At 56.5% G+C, this 22299-nt stretch carries 19 protein-coding genes; 6 read left to right on the top strand and 13 right to left on the bottom strand.

Annotated features, from left to right (window positions below):
- Positions 1 to 307: 307 nt before the first annotated feature.
- Together hemE and CSQ89_RS04825 are read right to left on the bottom strand one after the other, a co-directional pair.
- Positions 308 to 1372: a uroporphyrinogen decarboxylase gene (gene hemE, locus CSQ89_RS04830; RefSeq protein ID WP_099405075.1), complete on the bottom strand. Its 1065-nt coding sequence runs from the start codon at positions 1370 to 1372 to the stop codon at positions 308 to 310.
- A gap of 162 nt (positions 1373 to 1534) precedes the next feature.
- The gene (locus CSQ89_RS04825; RefSeq protein WP_099405053.1) at positions 1535 to 1996 is read right to left on the bottom strand and encodes an Lrp/AsnC family transcriptional regulator; all 462 of its coding nucleotides are present in this window, start codon (positions 1994 to 1996) and stop codon (positions 1535 to 1537) included.
- Positions 1997 to 2161: 165 nt separating this feature from the next.
- Between CSQ89_RS04825 and CSQ89_RS04820 the strand changes: the two genes are divergently transcribed.
- The gene (locus tag CSQ89_RS04820; protein ID WP_199065223.1) at positions 2162 to 3076 is read left to right on the top strand and encodes a DMT family transporter; all 915 of its coding nucleotides are present in this window, start codon (positions 2162 to 2164) and stop codon (positions 3074 to 3076) included.
- A 39-nt stretch (positions 3077 to 3115) separates the two neighbouring features.
- Positions 3116 to 4279 carry an amino acid aminotransferase gene (locus CSQ89_RS04815; protein ID WP_099405051.1) on the top strand — a complete coding sequence of 388 codons (1164 nt, stop codon included), beginning with the start codon at positions 3116 to 3118 and terminating at the stop codon, positions 4277 to 4279.
- A gap of 36 nt (positions 4280 to 4315) precedes the next feature.
- Here CSQ89_RS04815 and CSQ89_RS04810 read toward each other — a convergent pair whose 3' ends face one another.
- The 6 genes from CSQ89_RS04810 to CSQ89_RS04785 are packed head-to-tail and all read right to left on the bottom strand — an operon-like array spanning position 4316 to position 10408.
- The gene (locus CSQ89_RS04810) at positions 4316 to 5896 is read right to left on the bottom strand and encodes an aldehyde dehydrogenase (NADP(+)) (protein ID WP_099405050.1); all 1581 of its coding nucleotides are present in this window, start codon (positions 5894 to 5896) and stop codon (positions 4316 to 4318) included.
- Entirely contained in the window at positions 5893 to 6786 is an 894-nt protein-coding gene (locus tag CSQ89_RS04805) for a dihydrodipicolinate synthase family protein (RefSeq protein ID WP_186293344.1), read from the bottom strand. Before CSQ89_RS04805 ends, CSQ89_RS04810 begins: the two co-directional genes overlap by 4 nt.
- The gene (locus CSQ89_RS04800; protein ID WP_099405049.1) at positions 6783 to 8096 is read right to left on the bottom strand and encodes an NAD(P)/FAD-dependent oxidoreductase; all 1314 of its coding nucleotides are present in this window, start codon (positions 8094 to 8096) and stop codon (positions 6783 to 6785) included. The genes CSQ89_RS04805 and CSQ89_RS04800 overlap by 4 nt, the downstream gene beginning before the upstream one ends.
- On the bottom strand, positions 8089 to 8322 hold the full coding sequence (locus CSQ89_RS04795) for a (2Fe-2S)-binding protein (RefSeq protein ID WP_099405048.1): 234 nt from the start codon (positions 8320 to 8322) through the stop codon (positions 8089 to 8091). The genes CSQ89_RS04800 and CSQ89_RS04795 overlap by 8 nt, the downstream gene beginning before the upstream one ends.
- Positions 8316 to 9464, bottom strand: a complete 1149-nt coding sequence (locus tag CSQ89_RS04790) for an NAD(P)/FAD-dependent oxidoreductase (RefSeq protein WP_233202964.1) — start codon at positions 9462 to 9464, stop codon at positions 8316 to 8318. Before CSQ89_RS04790 ends, CSQ89_RS04795 begins: the two co-directional genes overlap by 7 nt.
- Before the next feature lie 2 nt (positions 9465 to 9466).
- A complete protein-coding gene (locus tag CSQ89_RS04785; RefSeq protein WP_099405046.1) occupies positions 9467 to 10408 on the bottom strand; it encodes a 4-hydroxyproline epimerase in 942 nt (313 codons plus the stop codon).
- A gap of 125 nt (positions 10409 to 10533) precedes the next feature.
- Here CSQ89_RS04785 and CSQ89_RS04780 point away from each other — a divergent pair, with 125 nt between their 5' ends.
- Positions 10534 to 11289 (top strand): AraC family transcriptional regulator, encoded by a 756-nt coding sequence (locus CSQ89_RS04780; RefSeq protein ID WP_099405045.1) that lies wholly within the window; start codon positions 10534 to 10536, stop codon positions 11287 to 11289.
- Between the two features lie 194 nt (positions 11290 to 11483).
- On the opposite strand, the gene CSQ89_RS04775 is transcribed toward CSQ89_RS04780, so the two are convergent.
- From CSQ89_RS04775 to CSQ89_RS04765, 3 genes are all read right to left on the bottom strand, one after another.
- Positions 11484 to 13184: a glutamine--tRNA ligase/YqeY domain fusion protein gene (locus CSQ89_RS04775; protein WP_099405044.1), complete on the bottom strand. Its 1701-nt coding sequence runs from the start codon at positions 13182 to 13184 to the stop codon at positions 11484 to 11486.
- A 65-nt stretch (positions 13185 to 13249) separates the two neighbouring features.
- Positions 13250 to 14227, bottom strand: a complete 978-nt coding sequence (locus CSQ89_RS04770; RefSeq protein WP_099405043.1) for a questin oxidase family protein — start codon at positions 14225 to 14227, stop codon at positions 13250 to 13252.
- 254 nt (positions 14228 to 14481) lie between these two features.
- The gene (locus CSQ89_RS04765) at positions 14482 to 14835 is read right to left on the bottom strand and encodes a DMT family protein (protein ID WP_099405042.1); all 354 of its coding nucleotides are present in this window, start codon (positions 14833 to 14835) and stop codon (positions 14482 to 14484) included.
- A gap of 63 nt (positions 14836 to 14898) precedes the next feature.
- Here CSQ89_RS04765 and CSQ89_RS04760 point away from each other — a divergent pair, with 63 nt between their 5' ends.
- The gene (locus CSQ89_RS04760; RefSeq protein ID WP_099405041.1) at positions 14899 to 16059 is read left to right on the top strand and encodes a L,D-transpeptidase Cds6 family protein; all 1161 of its coding nucleotides are present in this window, start codon (positions 14899 to 14901) and stop codon (positions 16057 to 16059) included.
- Between the two features lie 6 nt (positions 16060 to 16065).
- Positions 16066 to 17325, top strand: a complete 1260-nt coding sequence (locus CSQ89_RS04755; protein WP_099405040.1) for a L,D-transpeptidase family protein — start codon at positions 16066 to 16068, stop codon at positions 17323 to 17325.
- An 83-nt stretch (positions 17326 to 17408) separates the two neighbouring features.
- On the opposite strand, the gene CSQ89_RS04750 is transcribed toward CSQ89_RS04755, so the two are convergent.
- Both CSQ89_RS04750 and CSQ89_RS04745 read right to left on the bottom strand, forming a co-directional pair.
- The gene (locus CSQ89_RS04750) at positions 17409 to 18149 is read right to left on the bottom strand and encodes a beta-ketoacyl-ACP reductase (protein ID WP_099405039.1); all 741 of its coding nucleotides are present in this window, start codon (positions 18147 to 18149) and stop codon (positions 17409 to 17411) included.
- A 320-nt stretch (positions 18150 to 18469) separates the two neighbouring features.
- Positions 18470 to 20074: an ABC-F family ATPase gene (locus tag CSQ89_RS04745; RefSeq protein WP_099405073.1), complete on the bottom strand. Its 1605-nt coding sequence runs from the start codon at positions 20072 to 20074 to the stop codon at positions 18470 to 18472.
- Between the two features lie 148 nt (positions 20075 to 20222).
- Here CSQ89_RS04745 and CSQ89_RS04740 point away from each other — a divergent pair, with 148 nt between their 5' ends.
- A complete protein-coding gene (locus tag CSQ89_RS04740) occupies positions 20223 to 21722 on the top strand; it encodes a hypothetical protein (RefSeq protein ID WP_099405038.1) in 1500 nt (499 codons plus the stop codon).
- Positions 21723 to 22299 lie beyond the last annotated feature (577 nt).

Genomic DNA, 22299 nt, shown 5'->3' with positions numbered 1-22299 from the left:
TGACAACCCAATATGGCCAGCTAAGGGAAACTGTGCATAACTTAGCGTACATTTCAAGTGCGTTACATCAAGAAGTATCAACAAGTCTATGTTTTTATTGGATTTAATTAAAATTACGATAACAAAACTTGTTTCGCCTTAGTCTATTTCCGTTAAATCTGCGCTAAATCTATAGCAATACTCACCAAATACAGGGTCGGAAACTACCTCTGAGTCCCGACACTGTGCGGCCAAACAAGCATCCAAACAGAAATCACACAAACAAAATGTACAGACAAGACGCCACTCGCAAAAGCAGGGGCAGCAATCAGGCAATATGGTATGGACGAGAATGCCGGTGTACCGCCTCCACCAGGGCAGTGACATGCTCGGGCGGCGTGAACTGCGAAATCCCATGGCCCAGGTTGAAAACATGGCCACTACCTGCTCCGTAGCTCGCTAAGAGGCGTGCGGTTTCCGCCTCAATGGCTGCGGGGCCGGCAAACAACGCATTCGGATCCAGATTGCCTTGCAGGGCCACTTTGTCGCCTACCCGGCGACGTGCGTCAGCCAAATCCACGGTCCAATCAAGCCCAATGGCATCACAACCCGTCGCGGCAATGTCTTCCAGCCACAATCCACCACCCTTGGTGAAGACGATTACCGGCACTTTGCGGCCATCATGTTCTCGCTTGAGGCCTGCGATGATTTGCTGCATATAACGTAGTGAGAATTCCTGGTACTTGCCATACGCCAGCGCCCCACCCCAGCTATCGAAAATCTGTACCGCCTGGGCGCCCGCTTCGATCTGGGCATTCAGATACTGGGTAACTGCTTCGGCATTGATCGCGAGGATATGGTGCAAAAGCGTGGGCCGCTCGTACATCAGCGTCTTGATCTTGCTGAAGGTATCGGACCCGCCGCCTTCAACCATGTAGCAGGCCAAGGTAAACGGGCTGCCCGAAAAACCAATCAAAGGCACCCGGCCATTCAACGCCTTGCGGATGCTGCTGACAGCGTCGAACACATATTGCAACGCATGCATATCAGGTACAGCCAAAGCCTTGATAGCCGTTTCATCGCGCAATGGCCGCTCGAACTTCGGGCCCTCGCCCTCGGCAAAATACAGCCCCAGGCCCATGGCATGCGGTACAGTGAGGATGTCGGAAAACAAAATGGCCGCATCCAAAGGGTAACGCTCCAATGGTTGCAGCGTCACCTCTGTAGCCAGTTCGGTGTTCTTGCACAGGTCAAGAAAGCTGCCCGCCCGCTCACGGGTAGCGCGATATTCAGGCAGATAACGGCCCGCCTGGCGCATCAACCATAACGGCGTGTAATCGGTAGGCTTGCGCAGCAAGGCGCGCAGGAAGGTATCGTTCTGGAGTTGGCTCATGGCGTGTCGCCGGCCTGCAAAAGCGGCGCGGCTGATAATCTGGGGCAGAAGCGCATCATTATGCCAGCCTGCTCCGTCACCTCCCAGCCGGATAAACATTCATCGCCCGTTAAAGTCTGTTGCAAACCCCGCCGAACACCCAAATCAGCCTTGCAAGCGCGCTCAAGCCAAGCCATTCAGGGGCAGTGGCCCACCGCTCTTGACGGTACGGATGGCGAAATTGCTGGTGATGTCCTGCACCATGGCCAGGAACTGCAACTTGCGCACCAGCTTTTCATAATCGGGCAGATCACGCACTACCACCTCTAGGAGGTAATCAAACGCGCCCGACACCACATGACAAGCAATCACCTCTTCCATCAGCACCACGGCTTCCTCAAACAGGCGCACGGCATCTTCGCGGTGATGCATCAGCCGTACATTCACAAACACCGTGGTGGCTAATTGCAGCCGCTGCCGACTCAGCACGGCGCGGTAACCACTGATGATGCCAAGGTCCTCCAGCCGCTTCAGCCGCCGAGCGCAGGGCGACGGAGACAACGCTACGCGTTCGGCCAATTCCACAGTGCTGAGCCGGCCTTCCTGCTGTAAAACAACCAGCATCTGACGGTCAATCCGGTCCATAAATTGCCCCAAGTGTAAATATTGATATTTTCAAGCTTATTTTTATGAAAGTTTGGTGGAAACAACCAAACATTCGATTTTACTTCTCAAACTATGCCCAAATAAACCCACTCATAGCAGGGACAATTCTCCGTATCTTCAGCCTTATCGCTATTGGAATCCGCCGTGTCGACTTCAATCCAAGCCAAACCTCTCCTGTCCTCATCGTTGGATACACAGCGGCTAGCCATAGGCATGGGTTACTTAGCGCTTGCCGTCACGGTGCTGATCTGGGCGGGGTTTTTCTTGTCCTTGCGCGCAGGCGCACGGGCCAATCTCACGCCGGACGCGCTGGCGCTATTGCGATTTGGACCTGCTGGCTTGGTCTTCCTGCCCGTACTGATCCAACGCTGGCAACGCATCAAGGCGGTGCCCTTGCAGCACCTTGTCGCCATCGTAGCCGGCAGCGGCCTGCCTTACTTCCTGATTGCCAGCGAGGCGATGCACCACGCGCCAGTTAGCGATGGCAGCACACTGGTTCCCGGTACCTTGCCCTTGTTCGTGGCCGGTATCACAGTGCTGGTCTACCGGCAAAAACTGGCGGCGGGCCAAGGCAAGGCGCTGATGCTGATTGGTACAGGTGCAACACTGATGCTGGCTTTAAACCATGGCAGTGGGGAAGTGTGGCAAGGCTATGTACTTTTCCTGGTGGGCAGCCTGATGTGGGCCAATTTCACTGTCTCGCTGCGTCAGTCAGGCCTGACACCGTTGGAAGGGGCCGCGCTGATTTCCACAACATCGCTGGCCCTGCTGCTGTGCTGGTTGCTGGTATATCCACCGCTCGGTCTGGCCACACTCCCCTTGCATGAGCTTGCATTACAGGGGCTGGTGCAAGGCTTAGGCGTGGGCATCCTTTCCACCCTTTGTTATGCGTTTGCCGTTGCCAAGCTTGGCGCCAGCCGCGCCACCGCAGCCGGTGCATTGACACCTGTATTGGCTTCCCTGCTGGCCGTGCCATTGCTTGGCGAGATACCCAGCCTGAGCGCCCTAGCCGGTATGTCCCTCATCATTGTGGGCGTCTTCCTGGCCAGCCGTCGCTAACCCGCTTTCGCTATCGTTTCCTCTATCCGGAGTACCCTCATGTTCCAAAATCTCGTGCCTGCTGCTATCGACCCGATTCTGTCGGTGGCAGAAGCCTTTCGTGAAGATCCCCGCCCACATAAGCTCGATCTGGGGGTAGGCGTTTATCGCGACGTCAGCGGTAATACACCGGTGATGGCTGCCGTGCGCCAAGCAGAACGATGGCTGGTGCAAGTCCAGACCAGCAAAAGCTACATCGGGCTGGCTGGTAATCTGCGCTTCAACCAAGCTGTCACGCAGTTGGTTTTGGGCCACGCCGAACCAGCAGGCTGGTTCACCTTGCAAACACCAGGTGCCAGTGGTGGCCTACGCCTGCTGGCCGACCTGATTGCCGCCAGCCGCCCAACTGCCACCGTATGGATCAGCGACCCCAGCTATGTCAACCACGCACCCATCATGAGGGCGGCTGGTTTACAGGTAGGGCAGTACCCCTACCTCGACGCCACCGATGGCAGTCTGCGCCGTGAGGCATTCTTTAGCGCTGTCGCAGGTATGGGCAAAGGCGATGTATTGCTGTTGCACGGCTGCTGCCACAACCCGAGCGGCGTGGACCTGGAAATGGCCGACTGGCAACGCTTGGCCGGCATGGTGACGCGGCAAGGCTTTGTCCCGTTTGTTGACTTGGCGTATCACGGCTTTGGCGCAGGGCTGGAGCAGGACACTGCCGGCCTACGCCTCTTGGCGGATGCCAGCGAAGAGATGTTGGTCGTGTATTCGTGCTCCAAGCACTTTGGCCTGTACCGCGAACGCACGGGTGCCGCGTTGGTGAAATCGGCTGAGCCAGCCCGGTTAAAAGCCAAGCTATTCGAATTGGCGCGACACAGCTACACCATGCCACCCGACCATGGCGCGGAGGTGGTGGCGATAATCATGGAATCGTCTGAACTGGCTGCGCTATGGCGGAATGAACTCGACACCATGCGCGAACGCATACAGTCGACCCGTGATCAACTGGCCAACGCACTGGCGAAGCGCGGCATGGCAGTCGACAACCTGCGCCGCCATAAGGGCATGTTCTCCATGCTGCCTTTGGGCGAAGGAGGCATTGCCCAGCTACGCAATGATGCCGCTATATATATAGTAGCCGGCGGGCGCATCAATCTGGCTGGGTTGGACCCAGACAAGATCGACATGCTGGCCGATGCAGTGGTCAAAGTGTCGTGATAGATTCCTCCATAGACTAGGTTGTGATGAATGGATTCAGCGTTGTCGTTGCCCATCCACCAAGCGCCAGATTGATAGCGGATTGGCAAGCTGTAAAGCCGGTGGCAGCAGGGCCTCCGGCCAGTTCTGGTAACAAACCGGCCGTGCGAAGCGCTGAATAGCAGCGGTGCCCACAGAGGTGCTGCGGCTGTCAGCCGTGGCAGGGTAAGGGCCGCCATGCACCATGGCCGGACAAACCTCCACCCCAGTTGGCACACCGCCAAACAACACGCGGCCGGCCTTGCTGGCCAATAGCGCCGTCAAGCCAGGCCAATCGGCCAACTCCTCGGGCTCGGCATGCAAGGTGGCGGTCAGTTGGCCATCAAGCCGACGCAATATCGTCAACATTTCCAGGGCAGAGGCGCACCGCACCAACAGGATGGACGGGCCGAATACCTCGCGTGCCAGCGCCGGCTGGTTCAACAGGTTTTGGGCATCGATCTCCAGCACCACCGGGCCGCTTTGGTATTCTCCATAGGTTGCACCCAGCAGCTGCACCACACCGGCTTGCTTTGCCATGGTGGCGATGTCGTCATGAAACGCAGCGGCATTCCGGGCCGTCAGCATGGGGGCAATAGGTATCAATGCCAACTTACCCAGTAGACGTGCACGCAACCTCACGTACCCCTCACCGTCTACGGCCAGCAATAGTCCGGGACGGGTACAGAACTGACCATTCCCCAACGCAACCGATGCCGCAAGCCCATCGGCGATCAGCTCGGCGCAGTGCGTCAATGCCCGCGGCAATGCCACAACAGGGTTGACGCTGCCCATTTCGGCATAGACCGGAATCGGCACCGGGCGGGCTGCGGCCAAGTCCATCAATGCGCGCCCCGCCCGCAACGACCCGGTAAAACCTACTGCCCGCAATGCAGGGTGCCGCACCAGGGCTTGTCCAACCGTAATACCGTCATCGAACAGCAGGGAGAACACCCCTTCCGGCAGATCCAATACCTGGGCAGCCGCCACCACAGCCCAACCCACCAACTCACTGGTCGCCGGGTGGGCCGGATGCGCTTTGACCACCACTGGGCAACCCGCTGCCAGTGCAGAAGCGGTATCGCCACCCGCCACGGAAAACGCCAGAGGGAAGTTGCTGGCCGCAAAGACCCCCACCGGGCCAATTGCCTGCAAATGCGATCGCAATGCCGGGCGTGGCTGTGGCAAACGTTCTGGTTGCGCGCTGTCCAAACGGGCATCCACCCAACTGGCTTCCTCCGCCACGCTGGCGAATAGACGTAACTGGCCGGTGGTTCGAGCCAGCTCACCGCGAACCCTCGCCTCGGGCAAGCCGGTTTCCTGCGGCACAACCATCGCCAATTCATCAGCCAGCGCTTCCAGTTGTTCGGCAATACAACGCAGGAAAGCGCCGTGCACCACGCCGCCGAGTGCGGCGTACTGCGGCGCCGCGGCTTCAGCCAATACAACCGCGTGGTTCACATCTGCTTCGCTGGCGCGATAGAAGTGCGGCGGCAATACCGCACCGGTGGCGGGATTACGTGCCTGGAAACTGACTGCGCCGCGCTCCGCCAAGCCATACCCCATTAATGACAAGCCTTGCAGCATCGGTGTATTCATAGCGCGGGCCGTGTGGCGAGTGCATGGGCGATGACGGCTTCCGCCTCGGCCAGCTCAGCCCCAACCAACTCCAACCGGGGGGGGCGGACCCTACGATGACCCACATCGAGTTTTTCCTGCACCAGCTTGATCAGCTGGACAAACTTGGGCACGGTATCGAGCCGCAACAAAGGCAGGAACCACGCATACAAGGCAGCGGCCTCAGCATGGCGGCCATCACGGGCCAATTCAAACAACCGTACCGACTCCTGAGGCAGCGCATCCACCAAGCCGGCAATCCAGAACTCTGCCCCGGCAGCAACGCCCTCAACCAGCACATCATCCACCCCCACGCCCAGCTTGAGGCGATTCCCCGCCAACGCTTTGATGGCGGTTATCCGGCGGACATCGGTAGACGACTCCTTTACGGCCTGCACATTCTCGAATTCGTTCGCCAATTCCAGAATCTGCTCGGGCTTGAAGTCAGTCTTATAAGCCACAGGGTTGTTGTAGATGATGCAGGGCAACCGGGTGGCCTTCAGCACCGCCGCCATATGGGCCTTCATTTCACGCCAGTCGCTGGAATAGACATAGGGTGGCAGCACCATCAAAGCCCGTGCCCCACGTGCCTCTGCCCCCTTGGCCAACTTGACGGCCTCGGCGGTGGACAAAGCCGCAATCCCAGGTATCACGGGTAAATCCACCGCCATGGCCACGGTCTCGATCACGGCCAGCTTTTCTTCCAGGCTCAGCGTGGCCCCCTCCCCCAGCGAACCGCAAGGCACAATCCCGGTACAACCCGCACCCGCCAGCCACTGCACATTACGATTCAGCGCCTCGTGGTCAACATTCAGGTCGGGTTTGAACGGCGTGGTGATAGCGGGCATGACGCCCTGGAAATTCACAGTCATGACGAAGGGGCCTCGGTAGTTTCCAGCTGCAGCAAGCTGCCCAGCCGGGTGGGTTGAATAGGCGGTCGGCTGCCGGTAACCGGCCAGCCATAAAGGGTTGCACAGGCAGCGCCACAAATACGCCCCTGGCACGCACCCATGCCGCAGCGCGTTTGCAGCTTGGCTTCACGCCAGTTGTTATAGGCCAGCAAATCACCGTGGCGTACGTCTTCGCAACGGCATACCAGCGTTTGGGCATCAGCCAGTTGGCGAATAGCAGGGTCAAGTGAAAAGTGGTGGGCCAATTGGGCAGCAAAACGTAACTGATGCGCGCGTGCTGGGATCAACGCCTGCGCAGCCTCGACTTGGCCCGCCGCTGCCAAACCTGCCATACGACCTTCCAGCAGGGCTTTGTCCACACCGCCAATACCGCAGGCTTCGCCCACGGCAAACACATTGGGCTGCGAGCATTGCAGCAAGGCATCAACCTTGGCGGAGCCGTCCTGCAACGCACAACCCAAGGCTTGCAACAGCTCGGTGTTCGGCACCAAGCCAAACCCCACGCCCAGCCAATCGCAAGCCAGTTCACGAACATGCTGGCCTTGTTGCAGACGAACCGACTGAAGCCGTTCTTTCCCCAATGCCGCCAGCACATGGCTGCCGGCGCGATATGGCACCCCACGCAAAGCCCAGCGTAAACGGGCCGCCTGTGCCAACTTGGCAGGCCAATGGCGCAGTGACCAGACAAAGCCGGCAAGCTGGCGTGAAGCAGCTTGTTCCGCAATCAGCAATACCTGAGCACCCGCGGCCCTAAGCGTGGCAGCGCTAGCCAGCAATAAGGGGCCGCTCCCCGCCAACACAATGCGTTTACCGCTTACATCCAGCCCTTGCTTCACCAACGCCTGCAGGCCCCCAGCCCCAGTTACGCCCGGCAAGGTCCAGCCAGGGAAAGGCAGCAGTAATTCGCGTGCGCCGCTGGCAACAATCAGCTTTTGGTAGTGCAGATAACGCGCTTGGCTCGCGTCTTCCAGCAAAAGGCTGCCCGCATTTTGGGTTGCTACCACGCGTGCTGCCGGCAATACCCGTAGGCCCTCGACACGTGCCAATCGTGCCGTGAGTTCTGCGGGTATGGCGGGGTTCGTCAGCCAAGCCTCACGGTTGGTCGCCGATCGGGAGCCTGCGGTTAGGCCGGCCCGCCAAATCTGTCCACCGGGCTTAGGGTTATCGTCGATCAGGCATGCAGCCCTGCCGTGTTCGCAGACTGCCAATGCTGCGGCCAACCCGGCAGGGCCTGCGCCAACAATGGCGATTTCGGTATGCAGGTCAGACATCACGCTGCACCACCATCCCTTCACGTACTGGTAGCTGGCAAGCACGCTGGTGCGGCTGCCCATCCACCGTCACTCTGCATTCAAAGCACACACCCATGCCACATAACGCTGCGCGGGGCTCGCCACTCGCAGAGCGCCGTCCCGGCAGCCCAGCCAGTACCGCAGCGAGGCTGATGCCCGAAGGTACCTGCCGGACTGTTCCATCGAGTTCAATTCGAATCAGCATGTGGCAGCCTCCACGGCTTGTATGGGCGTCGCCGCTGTCCATGTATCAAAGCGGGCCGGGTCATATGGGTGAGGGTCGAGGCTGGGCCGTGTATTGCAAAGCAGGTCGGCCAACAGTTCTCCACTGGCCAGGGCCGTTGTGATCCCCAAACCCTCATGACCTGTCGCCAGCCAAAGCCGTTGGCAGCCCGGTACACGACCCAGCAATGGCAATTTATCGGGTGTAGCAGGCCGAAAGCCCGTCCAACTTCGCAACGCCTGCAATGCAAGCAGACCGGGCAGATATTCACAGGCACGCGCCAGCATGCGTTGTAGCAAAGGCCAATTCAGGCCGGAGTCGAGGTCGTTGTATTGGCGCGAAGAGCCGATCAGCAATTGGCCAGTAGCCCGCGGTTGCACATTGAATGCCACCGAATCGCCATCGTTGGTGTGGGCAGACCGGATATAGCCCAACTCCACAAGCTGGTGGTGCACGGTGGCCGGGTAACGTTCGGTAATCAACAGCTGACCCTTGCGTGGTTTCAGCGGCAGCCCGGGCACAAGACGGGTCGACTGATTGCCTGCCGCCACGATGATGTTGGCGGCGCGCAACGTGCGACCATCGCTGAGCGAGACTTCGCCTTCATCATTAACGCAGTTGACTTCGGCATTGCGTAACAGGACAGCCCCTAGCGCTTCGGCTTGGCTTAGCAGCCAGCGACTTGCCACCGGCGGGTAAAGTACCGCTTCGTCAGGCCGCCTCAATGCACCAGCCAACCCATTGACCAATGCAGGCTCACAGCGCCGCAGCTCATCCGCAGTCAGTAACTGGCTATCAAGACCATGTTGACGTAGCAAGATCTGCTTGCGCTCAGCTTCGGCCATTTCTTCATCGTCACGCGCCAACCATAAGGTGCCGCAAGCACGGTATTCCGCCTGGCTGGGCAAAGCATGCTGCCGCGCCTGCCAGCGCGCGAGACCATCACGGCTCAGCGCCAGCTCAGCCGGGTTGTCATCCAACACCACCAAGTGCCCCATCCCCGCCGCCGTCGTACCTGCCGCAGGGATGCCTGCCTCCAATACCTGCACGCATAGACCCCGTCGCGCGCAAGCCTCGGCCACGGCGCTGCCGATAATACCGGCACCGATAATCAATACATCCACCGTCACAACCGAATGCCCCAGGCAAACGGATCAGCCGGGTCGATCAACAGCGTGGACTCGGCGGTGATGTAGGCCGACCCTGTCAACAAGGGCACACACGGACCGCCATCAAGGTTGTAACTGCCCTCAAAAATGCTGCCGATGACGCTTTCCTGCCGCCATGGCTGGCCCGGCGCCAGCTTACCGTCCGCAGCCAGGCACGCCAGCTTTGCGCTGGTACCCGTACCGCAGGGTGAACGATCGTACGCAAGGCCGGGGCAAAGCACATAGCTGCGCGAATCGGCCAACTCACTCGGGCCAAACAGTTCGATATGATCAATCTCCGCCCCATCGACACCGGTAAGCCGCTGGGCACGTAAGGCCGCGCGAATACGGGCGCTGCAATCGCCCAATTGGGCCAGATTGTCCTTGGCGACACGTAGACCATGGTCGGCTACCAGAAAAAACCAGTTTCCTCCCCAGGCAATATCGCCATGCATTCGGCCGAAACCGGGCACCTCCACCGCTACATTGGCGGCCAATCGGTAACTTGGGACATTGCGCAGCGCAACCCGGTTAGCGTCCAGCAAGGTCGCTTCGACTACCCCAACAGGCGTATCGATACGGTGGGTGCCGACGCGGATATGACCCAGATGCGCCAACGTAACCATCAAGCCCATCGTGCCATGGCCGCACATGCCCAGCGTGCCGACATTGTTGAAGAAGATCACACCAGCGGCGCAATCAGGCTCAGCAGGTTCACACAGCAATGCTCCGACCACCGGGTCTGCCCCACGCGGTTCATTCACAATGGCTGAGCGATAGGCATCGAAATCGTGTTCAAAATGCCGGCGACGTTCAGCAAGGCTACCTTGCCCCAGATCCGGCCCACCGCTGACGACCACACGGGTGGGCTCTCCCCCGGTGTGCGAATCGACCACAGCAATACGTTGAAAAGCAGACATGGCGGCAATCCCGCGGCTTCAAAAGCCAGATTGAGAATGCACTCATGCTAGATTTACGCGTCGTCGTAATCTTGTACGATCCGCGCATTAAAACGCCTCGTTTGGACAAATATGGAAAGAAGCGGATGGAGACAAGCCTGAAATCCTGGCGTAGCGATTTTGTCGCCCGCCTGGCCCAGCCTTTGTTTGTCGAGGCATTATTCGATCACATGCCTGATATGGTGTTTTCTATCAAGGACCGTGCAGGCCGGTATGTTTGCATCAGTGAAGCCTGTGCCGACCGTTGCGGGCTCGACCACAAGCGTGAAGCCGTTGGCCGCACGGCGCACGAACTATGGCCGCGCCATATGGCCGACCGTTACACCGAGCAAGACGAGCAGCTGTTTCGCACTGGCCAACCTGTGCTCGATAAGCTCGACCTGACCCTGTTCAACAACCGTAAACCGGGGTGGTGCCTCAGCAACAAAACACCACTACTGGATAAGGCAGGCCAGCTGATCGGCTTGGCGTGCTTATCACGCGACCTGCTCGAACCCAGCCGCGCCGGTATTGTGGATGCCCGCATGGCTGAAGCCGTCGACCGGATGTTGGCACGGTATGCGGAACCACTGCGTATAGAAGCACTGGCCGACCTTGCCGGCATTTGCACCGCCCAGTTTGAACGACGCATGAAGAAAATCTTCCAGCTATCAGCCGGGCAATTCCTGACCAAGACGCGCATCGACGCCGCAGCCCGTGCCCTGGCCGAAACTGACACCGCTATTTCAGAGATTGCGCTGGGTTGTGGGTTTTGTGACCAGAGTGCGCTGTCGAAGCAATTCCGGCAGCTGACGGGGTTTACGCCCCGCGATTACCGACAGTGGATACGTGGTACGCAGTAAAGCCTCTTCACGATCTGTCGTGAAGAGGTCCTAAGAACCTGTCTAAAGTCTCGCGAGCAAGGGCAAGATAAGGCGAAAACAGCTGAGGAAGCGGAGTTTACAAGTGGTAAATGAGCATTCCGAGGATGTTTTCAACGCCATATTGCCGACGCACAGCAGACTTTAGACAGGTTCTAAAAGGTCACATAGCTAGACTATTTAACCCAGCTATCCTTCAAGCCAACCGTACGGTTGAACACCAGCTTGCTGCCGGGAACGTGGTCTTTGCGATCGGTTACAAAATAACCCAGCCGTTCGAATTGGTAACGGGTTTCAGGCGCTGCGCCGGTTACCGCGGCCTCCACATAACCCATGACGGTCTTGAAGGATTCCGGGTTGAGGAATTGGACGAAATCGATGTATTGGCCATCCTCACCCCGCACAGCATCGGGGCGCTCCACGGTGAAGAGGCGTTCGTACAAGCGGACTTCAGCCTGCACCGAATGCTCGGCGCTCACCCAATGGATGACGCCTTTCACCTTGCGGCCAACCGGGTTCTGCCCAAGTGTGGCCGGGTCGAGTGAGCATTTCAGTTCAACCACCTTGCCCGTGGCGTCCTTAATGACTTCGTCACACTTCATCACATACGAATAACGCAGGCGCACCTCACCACCGGGTGTCAGGCGCTGCCAACCCGGAGGTGGCACTTCGGCGAAGTCTTCACGGTCGAGATAGATCGTGGCGGCGATGGGTACGTCACGCTCACCAAACTCCGGGTGATGCGGGTGGAAAGGCGCACTGCGGCTACTCGTCACACCGGCTTCGAAATTGCTCAGCGTTACCTTGATCGGGTCCAGCACCGCCATCACGCGCGGTACCTCGGCTTCTAACGTCTCGCGCACTGCGCCTTCCAGCACGCTGTAGTCGATGACGTTTTCACTTTTGGACACACCACAACGCTCGGCAAACAAGCGGATACCGGCCGGGCTGTAACCACGCCGGCGCATACCGCTGACGGTAGGCATGCGTGGGTCATCCCACCCGCTCACCTTGCCGTCAGTAACCAACTGGTTGAGCTTGCGCTTGGAAGTCAGCGCGTACAGCAATTCAAGACGTGAGAATTCAATTTGCTGCGGGTGGCAGCCGATGGAAATATTGTCCAGCACCCAATCATACAGCGGGCGATGATCGGCAAACTCCAGCGTACACAGCGAATGGGTAATGCCTTCCAACGCATCCGAAATACAGTGGGTGTAGTCGTACATCGGATAGATGCACCATGCATCGCCCGTACGGATGTGGTGCACGCGGCGGATGCGGTAGATAACCGGGTCGCGCATGTTCAGGTTGGGCGACGCCATATCGATTTTCAGGCGCAGGGTGCGGCTGCCATCTTCGAATTCGCCTGCACGCATGGCGCGGAACAAGGCCAGATTCTCTTCCACGGTACGATCCCGGAACGGGCTGTTCTTACCAGGCTTGCCGAAGTCCCCACGGTATTCACGCATGTCATCGGCGTTCAACTCGCACACATAGGCCAGCCCCTTGCCGATCAGCTCTTCCGCATACAAATACAACTGCTCGAAATAATCCGAAGCCCAACGTACATTGCCGTCCCACTCAAAGCCGAGCCAATGCACGTCGTCCTGAATACTTTGGGCGTACTCTACCGATTCCCTTTCAGGATTGGTGTCATCGAAACGCAAATTGCATTCCGACGCCAAACCACGCGCTTTGTAGTCTTCCTTGATGCCGAAGTTCAGGCAGATCGACTTGGCATGGCCCACATGCAGATAGCCATTGGGCTCGGGCGGGAAGCGTGTAATGGTGCGTTGGTGTTTGCCACTGTCCAAATCGGCATCGATGGCGCTGCGAATGAAATTGGAGACGACAGGCGTAGTGGTATCGGTAGTCATGGCTTAAGGCAAGGCTTTGAATTTGTGCAAGACCGGGATTTTACCCGATAAGCACGCCGCTGCCCCTACCAGCCAAGTACCTGCGCCGCCACTTGTTGGTAAAGCGCCTTGCCATAGTGCAGCGACTCTTGCCGGCAGCTGTATACCAGCTTGATTTGATGTACGTCGCGCCTCAATACAGCCCGGGCGGTAATTTCGTCCCAGCCGGGACTGCTCGTAGTCAGCGCTACCGGTTCGAGCACGGGTTTGCCTGCTTCGATGTAGGCAGCACACGCCGCCAGCCAGAACAGACGCAATGCAGCTGCTTCGTCATCACAGTAAGGCAATACCACACGCAGGGCATGGCAACCAGTCAGCATATGCAGCACAGTAAAGTCACGGCTGCTTGCATACAGTTCTACTACCAGTTCGGCAATCTGGCCCAACACGGCGTCACCCGCCGCCAACTGGCTGGCCTGCTCGCGAAACCCAGGCAAAGATGCGGCTATCACCATGCCCGAACCAATCAAACGCTTCCCTTCAGGCAGGCTGAGGTTTGGGTTGTCCGCCAATGTCTTCAGGCAATCTGCCGGCGTCAGGTTGCCGGGTGCATCTGGCGTTCCTATAAACTGGTAGTAACTGGACCAATACGCCAGGGCCGCCGCTATTTCTGAATCTGACTGCGCCTTCAAGCCATAGGCCAAACGGATCAATCCATGGAAGGAACCAGCAGATAAGCCTGGCAACAGCAGGGGCAAATAGCGCGACAAGACGGCTGCGCAGCCGCCTGTTTTGATCGCGGCAAGATAAAAATCCCGGTATTCCGGATAAGCCGCCTGAATCCCCATGTGGCCAACGATGTCCTCCGCCGAGAACACGCGGGTAGCGGGGGTAGCCAGCGTCAATTGGGCTGATTCTTCATACAGCCAAGCCTGCAGCCGTTCCTCACCCGCACCAAGACGCCACAACGCAATCAAGCCCATCGGCAAATGGTTGGATAAGCCCAAGTGATGATCGGGTGCATAACTCGACGCGGTATCGAGCAACGCTGCCAGACTGAACATAGAACCTCCAGATAGACGATAAATGCTCAGCAAAATTATAGATGTCGGGCGCCAAGACTGAATGAATACCAGGCGATTACATTACCAATGGCGTAAGAACTTGTCATAAAGTCTGCTGCGCGTCGGCAATATGGCGTTGAAAACACCCTCGGAATGCTCATTTACCCTGTATAAATTCCACCTCCTCGGCTGGTCCCGCCTTATCTTGCCTTAGCTCGCAAGACTTTAGACAGGTTCTAAGCCGATGCCGATAATCAGCCGCGGAACATGAAGTAGACCGCGCCCAGCAAACACATGCCCGCCCAGACGAAATCCCATTTGAATGGTTGATCCATATAAAAGACGGCAAAAGGCACAAACAAACTCAGGGTAATAACTTCCTGAATGATCTTCAGTTGCGCCAACGAATAGACACCGAAGCCGATCCGGTTGGCCGGCACCTGCAACAGGTACTCAAACAGTGCTATCCCCCAGCTTGCAATCGCGGCGATATACCACGGCTTTGTGGCAATATCCTTCAGATGGGCATACCACGCGAAGGTCATGAAAATGTTGGCGCAGACCAACAGCAAGACAGCTTGTAGGCCGGGAGGGAAATAAGCTGGCATGGCGAGCGTGGGGAGTCTGATAAAATCGAGAGTTTGTATGCCTGCGCGACGATCGTCTAGCCAATGCTCCCCTCTCAACTGTTATGCCTGATTCTTGCCGCCACCCTGCTGGCGCCCGCCTTTGCCGACGAAGAGGACGATAAAGTTGCGGCCGAGCTGGCGCGTGGCCAAACGGCCGATGCCTTGAAACTTGCCGACCAAGGACTGGTGAAAAAACCTCGTGATGCGCGTTTACGGCTACTGAAGGGCAACGCACTGGCAAGCCTGGGGCGTGTAAACGAAGCGATCGAAATCTATACAGGGCTCACACGCGACTACCCAACATTGCCAGAACCTTATAACAACCTTGCCGCGCTGTATGCCCAGCAAGGCCAGCTGGATAAGGCCCGTACCACGTTGCAGATAGCGTTGCAGACCAATCCCACCTACGCAGCGGCGCATACAAACCTAACAGATGTGTATGCCAAATTGGCTGCCCAAGCCTATGAAAAGGCCTTACAGCGGGATGTCGTCGAGCGTAGCCAAAGCACCCCTGCACGCCAACCCACACCGGCCGGCGGTTCCGCCAAGTTGGTGTTGGTACAGGATTTATTAAGCCGTAACGCAACTGCACCCGTCGTGCAGGTTTCAAATCACGCAGCTCACGCAACCCCTACACCTTCTTTACCGCCGGTAAAAAGCGCCGATAAGCCCCAAACCAGCCTGCCAGCCGCCGTTACCCCGCCGCCTAGCAAACCAGTTGCTGTTGTATCTACAACAGTACCCGCCAAGCCAGTGCCGGCCGCCAGCCCAGTCCCACCAGTCAAAGCAGTGGAGAAAACCCCACCCAAGCCTGCTGACAAACCACCGGTTGTGGAAAAACCAGCGGACAAAGCCAAGGACTCATCGGATACTGAACAACAGGTGCATAAGAGTGTTCTCGCCTGGGCTGATGCTTGGGCAAGTAAACGCGTGAGTGTTTACTTAGCCAGCTATACCAAGAGCTTCAAGCCCGCAGGACAAAGCCGTTCGGATTGGGAACAACAAAGACGTGAACGCATCAATGCCGCAAAGAAGATCACGGTGAAGCTGGATAAGCTGCGCATCAAACTGGATGACGATCGGGCAACGGTTCGGTTTGTTCAACGCTACACTTCAGACAGACTCGACTCATCCACCGGCAAAACCTTGATTTTGGAGAGAAATGGTAGTCGTTGGCTCATTGTCGAAGAGCGGGTAGGATAAGCAATTATGTCGCGCTCTTGGTTGAAAATCGCCGTTTGCCTCACAGCCGGCCTCTACCTCGCCCCGGCGGTCAACTCCATGCAGTGGCCGCAAGATAAAGCGCTTCCTCAAACCCGCCTACCCGACACATTATTGTCCGCACAGGCCCACCCCGAAGAGGTAGTGGTAGCCGCAGTCACCGCTATTCGTGAAGATAGGTTGGCCGATGCCGACCGTCTGATTGACGCGCTGCTTACCGAGCGCCCCAATTACCGGCTGGCACATTTACTCAAGGGTGATTTGCTCCTGGCACGCGCCCAGCCACTCGCGGGCATAGGCAGTGGCCCACAAGGCGATGAAAAACTCGCCGACCTGCGCGCAGAAGCCACAGTTCGGATACAGCGCTATAGCGCGCCACCGCCCGCCAATGCCATACCGGCCAACCTGCTTCAGCTCAATGAAGCGCAGCGTTATGCAGTCGTTATCGATGCCGGTAAATCGCGACTCTATTTATATCGCAACGACAATGGCGTGCCGCGATATGTGCTCGACTTCTACATGACCATCGGCAAGCTCGGTTTCGATAAGAATCGCGAAGGCGACCAGCGCACACCATTGGGCGTGTATTTCGTCACCGGCCATATGCCGCGCGAACAATTGAACCAAACCTATGGCAAGCGCGCCGAACTCTATGGTGTTGGTGCCTGGCCCTTAAGCTATCCGAATGATTGGGATCGCCAACAGGGGCGTACGGGTAGCGGCATTTGGCTGCATGGCGTGCCGTACGATACCTATAGCCGCGCGCCCAAGGCTTCGAATGGGTGCGTTGCGTTATCCAACCCGGATATGGTCGCATTGGGCGGATATCTGCTCCCCGGCACCCCTGTCGTCATCACCCCATCAATCGAGTGGTTGGCAGAGAGTGACTGGCAAATCCGCAGAACCGCCGCCCAAGCGGAATTGGAAGCTTGGCGAAGCGACTGGGAAAGCCTCAACACCTCCAACTACCTGGGCCACTATGCCAGCGATTTCCGCACTGGCAAGACGAATCTGGCAAGCTGGAAACAGCAGAAAGCCAGCGTTAACGCCGACAAGGAATGGGCCAAGATCCGCCTGGAGGGATTAAGTCTGTTCAGCTACCCCACCAACGATGGGGACGGCCTTTTGATGGCCAACTTTGAGCAGGACTACCAAAGCAGCAATTTGAATATGCGCAGTAAGAAACGTCTTTACTTCAAACGTGAAGCACAAAACTGGCGCATCGTATATGAAGGGTCACTCGGTTGATACAAACCAAATTAGCTAATTGAAAAAATAACCCGTCTCTAAGAACGGGTTATTTTTTTGATGCCCCGATGATAAATCAAATATCAAATCACCAAACCACCATCGACCGATATAACGGCGCCATTGATATAGCTGGCATCGTCACTGGCCAAGAAGAGATACACACTGGCAATCTCATCCGGCCGTGCCAATCGGCGCATCGGCACTTTTTCTTCCATTGCCTGGATGACCTTCTCCGGCATGTCCTTCAGAATTGGCGTGGCTACAAACCCCGGGCAAACCGCATTGGAACGAATACCGCGCTTACCAAGTTCCTTGGCCCATGTCTTGGTGAATCCAATCACGCCAAATTTGGCGGCGGCATAGTTGGTCTGCCCAAAATTCCCATATAGGCCGACTACGCTGGAAGCGTTGAGGATAACGCCACTCGCCTGTTCAATCATGGTGTCGAGTACACCCTTGGTGCAGTTGTACACACCTTTCAAGTTGATATCGATTACGCGGTCGAACTGTTCTTCGGTCATCTTGCTCAATTGGGCATCTGCGACGATACCGGCATTGTTCACCAGCACATCAATACGCCCCCATTGTCCCTTTACGCCGGCAACCATTGAGGCGATCTGCGCTTTGTCCGTTACATTGACGACGTAACCAACCGCCTGCCCCCCATTGCCGACAATCTCACTGACTACGCTATCAATACCGGCCTGGTTGATGTCGCATACGACTACGCGCGCCCCTTCCTTGCCGAAGCGTAAGGCAGTGGCTTGGCCTATACCACTAGCCGCACCGGTGATTACCGTAACCTTGTCCGCTAAACGCATAGATCCTTCTCCCTAAGCTTGCTGCGTTATTGCAGCGATACACATACGAGTACACAAGGGGGAACGCAGCGCCCTTTCGGGACACTGCGTTCTGTCTGCTCCATGCTTCTTCTTTGTATATATTCGCTTGAGCGGCCATTGCGGCGGCTCGGGAGACGGCGGTTTGAATCTGCCGGCTTGATCGCCCGAATATTTTTATTGGGCTACTGAAGATGTGCATAACTATAGTACGCCCAACTTAGAGCAGCAACTCAAAACGTGAACTTTAACCATGTAATAACGAACACGATGCGTTATTACAACAGTTCAGCCTAGAGCAATTACGCAATTCCCTGACTGTTAAGATAGTCCTCGTAACCACCCATGTAATGAACATAGCCACCATCGCCTTTTAGTTCAAGTACTTGAGTTGCCAAAGAAGAGACAAAGAGGCGATCATGCGACACAAATATCAATGTGCCTTTATACAGGTCCAAAGCAAGGTTCAATGACTCGATTGACTCCATATCCATATGGTTGGTCGGCTCATCCATGACCAGCACATTGGGCTGTTCCAGAATCAACTTGCCATACAGCATGCGTCCCTTTTCACCACCAGACAGTACACGCACCGACTTCTTCACGTCATCACCGCTGAACAACAACTTGCCTAGCACACCGCGAATCACCTGATCGTCGTCACCGGGCTTGCTCCATTGCTTGAGCCAGTCGAACAGATTGTCGTCTGTATCAAAGTCTTCTTCATGGTCCTGGGCGAAATAGCCCAGCTCAGCCTTCTCTGCCCATTTAACATTACCGGCATCGGCCTTGAGGACACCAACCAGCATTTTCATCAAGGTGGACTTACCTACACCATTACCACCAATCACCGCCAGTTTTTGGCCAGCTTCAAAGATAAGACTCAAATTCTGGAGCAGCGGCTTGTCGAAGGACTTGGATAGCCCTGTCGCTTCGAAAGCCTGGCGGTGCAGCTTGATCTTGTCATCGAACTCGAAGCGTATATAAGGATTCTGCCGTGATGAAGGCTTCACCTCGACCATACCTTCCTTGAGCTTGTCAGCTAGCTTCAAACGACTGGTAGCTTGCCGGGCCTTGGATTTGTTGGCTGAAAAACGCGCCGCGAACACCTGCAATTCCGCAATGCGTTCCTTGGCTTTTGCATTGGCCCCCAATTGACGTTCCCGCGCCTGGGTGCTGGCTTCCATGTAGTCGTCGTAATTACCCGGGTAAATCTGAATCGTGCTGTAATCCAGATCGGCCATATGGGTACAAACCTGGTTCAGGAAGTGACGGTCATGGGAAATGATGACCATCGTGGAATTACGTTCATTCAATGTATCTTCCAACCAGCGGATAGTGTTGATATCCAGGTTGTTGGTCGGTTCATCCAGCAACAGCACATCCGGATCGGAAAACAGTGCCTGCGCCAGCAATACACGTAACTTCCAGCCGGGAGCCACTTCGCTCATCAAACCATTGTGCTGTTCGATTGGCACACCGGCACCCATCAACAGCGCGCCTGCGCGGGCTTCAGCGTCGTATCCGCCCATTTCGCCGAACTTCACTTCCATGTCGGCAGCACGCATGTAGTCGTCTTCTGTTGCCTCAGGGTTAGCGTAGATGGCATCCTTCTCATGCATGGTGGACCATAGTTCGGCATGACCTTGTAACACCACATCCAGCACACGCTGGTCTTCGTAGCCAAACTGATCCTGGCGCAACTTACCCAGGCGTACGCCCGGATCGAGACTAACATTGCCATTTGTGGGTTCAAGGTCGCCACCTAGAATTTTCATGAATGTCGATTTACCCGAACCATTGGCGCCAATCAAACCATAACGATTGCCGCCGCCGAACTTGACTGAGACTTTTTCAAACAGTGGCTTGGCGCCGAATTGCATGGTGATATTGAAGGTGTTGATCACCGCGAAAACTCCAGGCTGGCGTGGCATAAAGCACGCATGACATCAAAATAAAAACCCGCGCATAGCGCGGTGCGAGAATATTAAGTAATTTTACCATACCCGTTAGTTCCGACCTGGATGGCCTTTCCCGCAAGGCACAATTAAAAACATGTTCGATATCAAAGGTTTGATTGACGCACTGCGGCGTCGTGCGCACGATGATGAAGATGCAGGGCCTTCAGCGACCAAGCTGATGGCTGAGTTGCCACGCGACCAAACCCTGCTGGCGCTGACTGAAATCGTCAAAGCAGTGGCCGAATTGAACCGTAACGCCAAGGTTGGCCTGAAAGAACGCTTTCGCTCAGTCCAATCGCTCGATGACAAGGCACGCCCCCTGATGGCCTTGTTGATCGGCGTGTATCAAGGCAAGGCAACCATCGAGGGTATTCCGCCACGCCAGGTGCTACCCAGCCTGATTGCCTGCTGGCAGGAACTTGCCTCGGCGTACAAACTTTGCTTGAAGCAGCATGCCCAACAACCTGCGGCACGCTTTGCCAGTGAATCGGAATTAATCACCCTACGTGCCATTGCCTACTACGCCGAACAAGCGCGCTGGGCTTATCTACGCCATTACGAGCCCGAGTTGCGTATCTGGCGCAACCTGAACCATCTATTTTTAATTGCGGACTCTTCCGATTTTTCGCACAAGGAAATTGCGCGTTACCCCGAGGAAGCACCGTGCCCTATCGTCAACTATTACCTACTGATCGTCTTATTCAAACTGGCGGAACCAGAACGACGCAGAACGGAAGACCTGGCTTTTCTCAATCAAATCCTGCCCCGTTGCGTGAATCTGGTCCGCCCAGAAAAAATAATCCGCATACGTGAACAGAACTATGCCGTTAATCTTGATGACACCCTACCCCCAGTAAAACTACGTCGGAATATGGTGGGCGAGCGTTACCGTTATTTTGATACCGAGGCGCTGGCTACACATTTTCATTCACTGAGCCCTCATCCACTCGACAGTGCCGCGCTGAATCCCATCGATCTGGCACTACGCGAAAAATTATTGGCCGACCTTGCCGTAGTCTATTCACGTGCCGGGCAGACACGCAGCAGACGTAGCGAGCGCCGTACTCGGGAAGCACCTGCCAGCGTGGCATTGGGATTAAAGCAAATCGCCCACGCATTGCAATCCAACGCAACAGAAGCGGAGTGGGAAACCTGGACGCTAGGCGACGAAAGCAGCAACGGGATAGGCCTGCACTACCGACCAGGTTTTGACGACCATCTGGAAATCGGGGAAGTACTACTACTACGCCAGGATGGGCACATCGGACTGACTTTCGTCCGCCGCATGGTCAAGCATCGTGATGGTCAAATACAGGTAGGCGCAGAAAAAATCGCGCCACAAGCCCAATTGGTGATATTGCAAGCCAATGGCCAGCCAAACCCTGCGTGGGCATTGTATTGCCCCGAGTCCCCCCACAATAGCCGCATGCTGCTGCTCGATAGTGATCTCTATCACCGGCATAACGAATACACGCTCAGCGCCGGGCAGCAAAAATTCCGCGTGAAGCTCGGGCCTGCGCAAGAACGGCTGCCAAAATATGTCTTCGTCACCTTTCAAGTACTGGAAAAATCAAACGATCCGCCGGCCAGCTAGGCACCGCCGAGATAACCGATGCTGCCGAGTTGCCAAATTCAATTAGCTTCGACATATGTTTGTGTCCTGCACAAGAAGCCAAAGCAAGCCGGGACGATGCCCTAGCTGCCAAGTAACGCCTTAGAACCTGTTTACGATCTGTCACGAGCAGCCGTAAGCAGGATAAAGCGCAGCGCAAAAACGGAATGTACATAGGTACATGAGGCTGCGAACTTCTTGGTGCGAAACACCGTAGCATTTCGGCGTCACCCTTGCGGGGGCTATCGGGCAGCACATGAGCCCTGATCACAGTTGTGCAGTAAGAACGTAAACAGGTTCTTAGAGTACACAGGCCAACGCGCGTGAAGCATCTCCCGTCAAGTCGTCGTTATGTATCAGGCTCGATGCGCTGGTTAGCCAAATTAGCCTTGGCAACGGGGTACAATCGCCGCCCTCGCTTATCTGTTAGTCACTGATGTTACGCAGTGCATACGATAACCTGTCGCCATGAAGAACAAAGAACTCGATTTGTACACCGACTATTTGCTGAGCACGTTTGGTGCGGCGACAGCAACGGGCTTGTCGGCGATGGTAGGTG

This window comes from Chitinimonas sp. BJB300 (assembly GCF_002735695.1).
GTDB lineage: Bacteria > Pseudomonadota > Gammaproteobacteria > Burkholderiales > Chitinimonadaceae > Chitinimonas.
Note: the sequence above shows the minus strand (reverse complement) of the source record. Positions and strands in the feature narration are given on the sequence as shown.

Bases quoted from the DNA above. Each gene is read 5' to 3' on its own strand.
- CSQ89_RS04775 (WP_099405044.1), bottom strand. From the start codon at position 13,184: ATGACTACCGATACCACTACGCCTGTCGTCTCCAATTTCATTCGCAGC.
- CSQ89_RS04805 (WP_186293344.1), bottom strand. From the start codon at position 6,786: ATGACTGTGAATTTCCAGGGCGTCATGCCCGCTATCACCACGCCGTTC.
- CSQ89_RS04780 (WP_099405045.1), top strand. From the start codon at position 10,534: ATGGAGACAAGCCTGAAATCCTGGCGTAGCGATTTTGTCGCCCGCCTG.
- hemE (WP_099405075.1), bottom strand. From the start codon at position 1,372: ATGAGCCAACTCCAGAACGATACCTTCCTGCGCGCCTTGCTGCGCAAG.
- CSQ89_RS04750 (WP_099405039.1), bottom strand. From the start codon at position 18,149: ATGCGTTTAGCGGACAAGGTTACGGTAATCACCGGTGCGGCTAGTGGT.
- CSQ89_RS04810 (WP_099405050.1), bottom strand. From the start codon at position 5,896: ATGAATACACCGATGCTGCAAGGCTTGTCATTAATGGGGTATGGCTTG.
- CSQ89_RS04800 (WP_099405049.1), bottom strand. From the start codon at position 8,096: ATGTCTGACCTGCATACCGAAATCGCCATTGTTGGCGCAGGCCCTGCC.
- CSQ89_RS04760 (WP_099405041.1), top strand. From the start codon at position 14,899: ATGCTCCCCTCTCAACTGTTATGCCTGATTCTTGCCGCCACCCTGCTG.
- CSQ89_RS04740 (WP_099405038.1), top strand. From the start codon at position 20,223: ATGTTCGATATCAAAGGTTTGATTGACGCACTGCGGCGTCGTGCGCAC.
- CSQ89_RS04765 (WP_099405042.1), bottom strand. From the start codon at position 14,835: ATGCCAGCTTATTTCCCTCCCGGCCTACAAGCTGTCTTGCTGTTGGTC.
- CSQ89_RS04755 (WP_099405040.1), top strand. From the start codon at position 16,066: ATGTCGCGCTCTTGGTTGAAAATCGCCGTTTGCCTCACAGCCGGCCTC.
- CSQ89_RS04795 (WP_099405048.1), bottom strand. From the start codon at position 8,322: ATGCTGATTCGAATTGAACTCGATGGAACAGTCCGGCAGGTACCTTCG.
- CSQ89_RS04785 (WP_099405046.1), bottom strand. From the start codon at position 10,408: ATGTCTGCTTTTCAACGTATTGCTGTGGTCGATTCGCACACCGGGGGA.
- CSQ89_RS04815 (WP_099405051.1), top strand. From the start codon at position 3,116: ATGTTCCAAAATCTCGTGCCTGCTGCTATCGACCCGATTCTGTCGGTG.
- CSQ89_RS04825 (WP_099405053.1), bottom strand. From the start codon at position 1,996: ATGGACCGGATTGACCGTCAGATGCTGGTTGTTTTACAGCAGGAAGGC.
- CSQ89_RS04770 (WP_099405043.1), bottom strand. From the start codon at position 14,227: ATGTTCAGTCTGGCAGCGTTGCTCGATACCGCGTCGAGTTATGCACCC.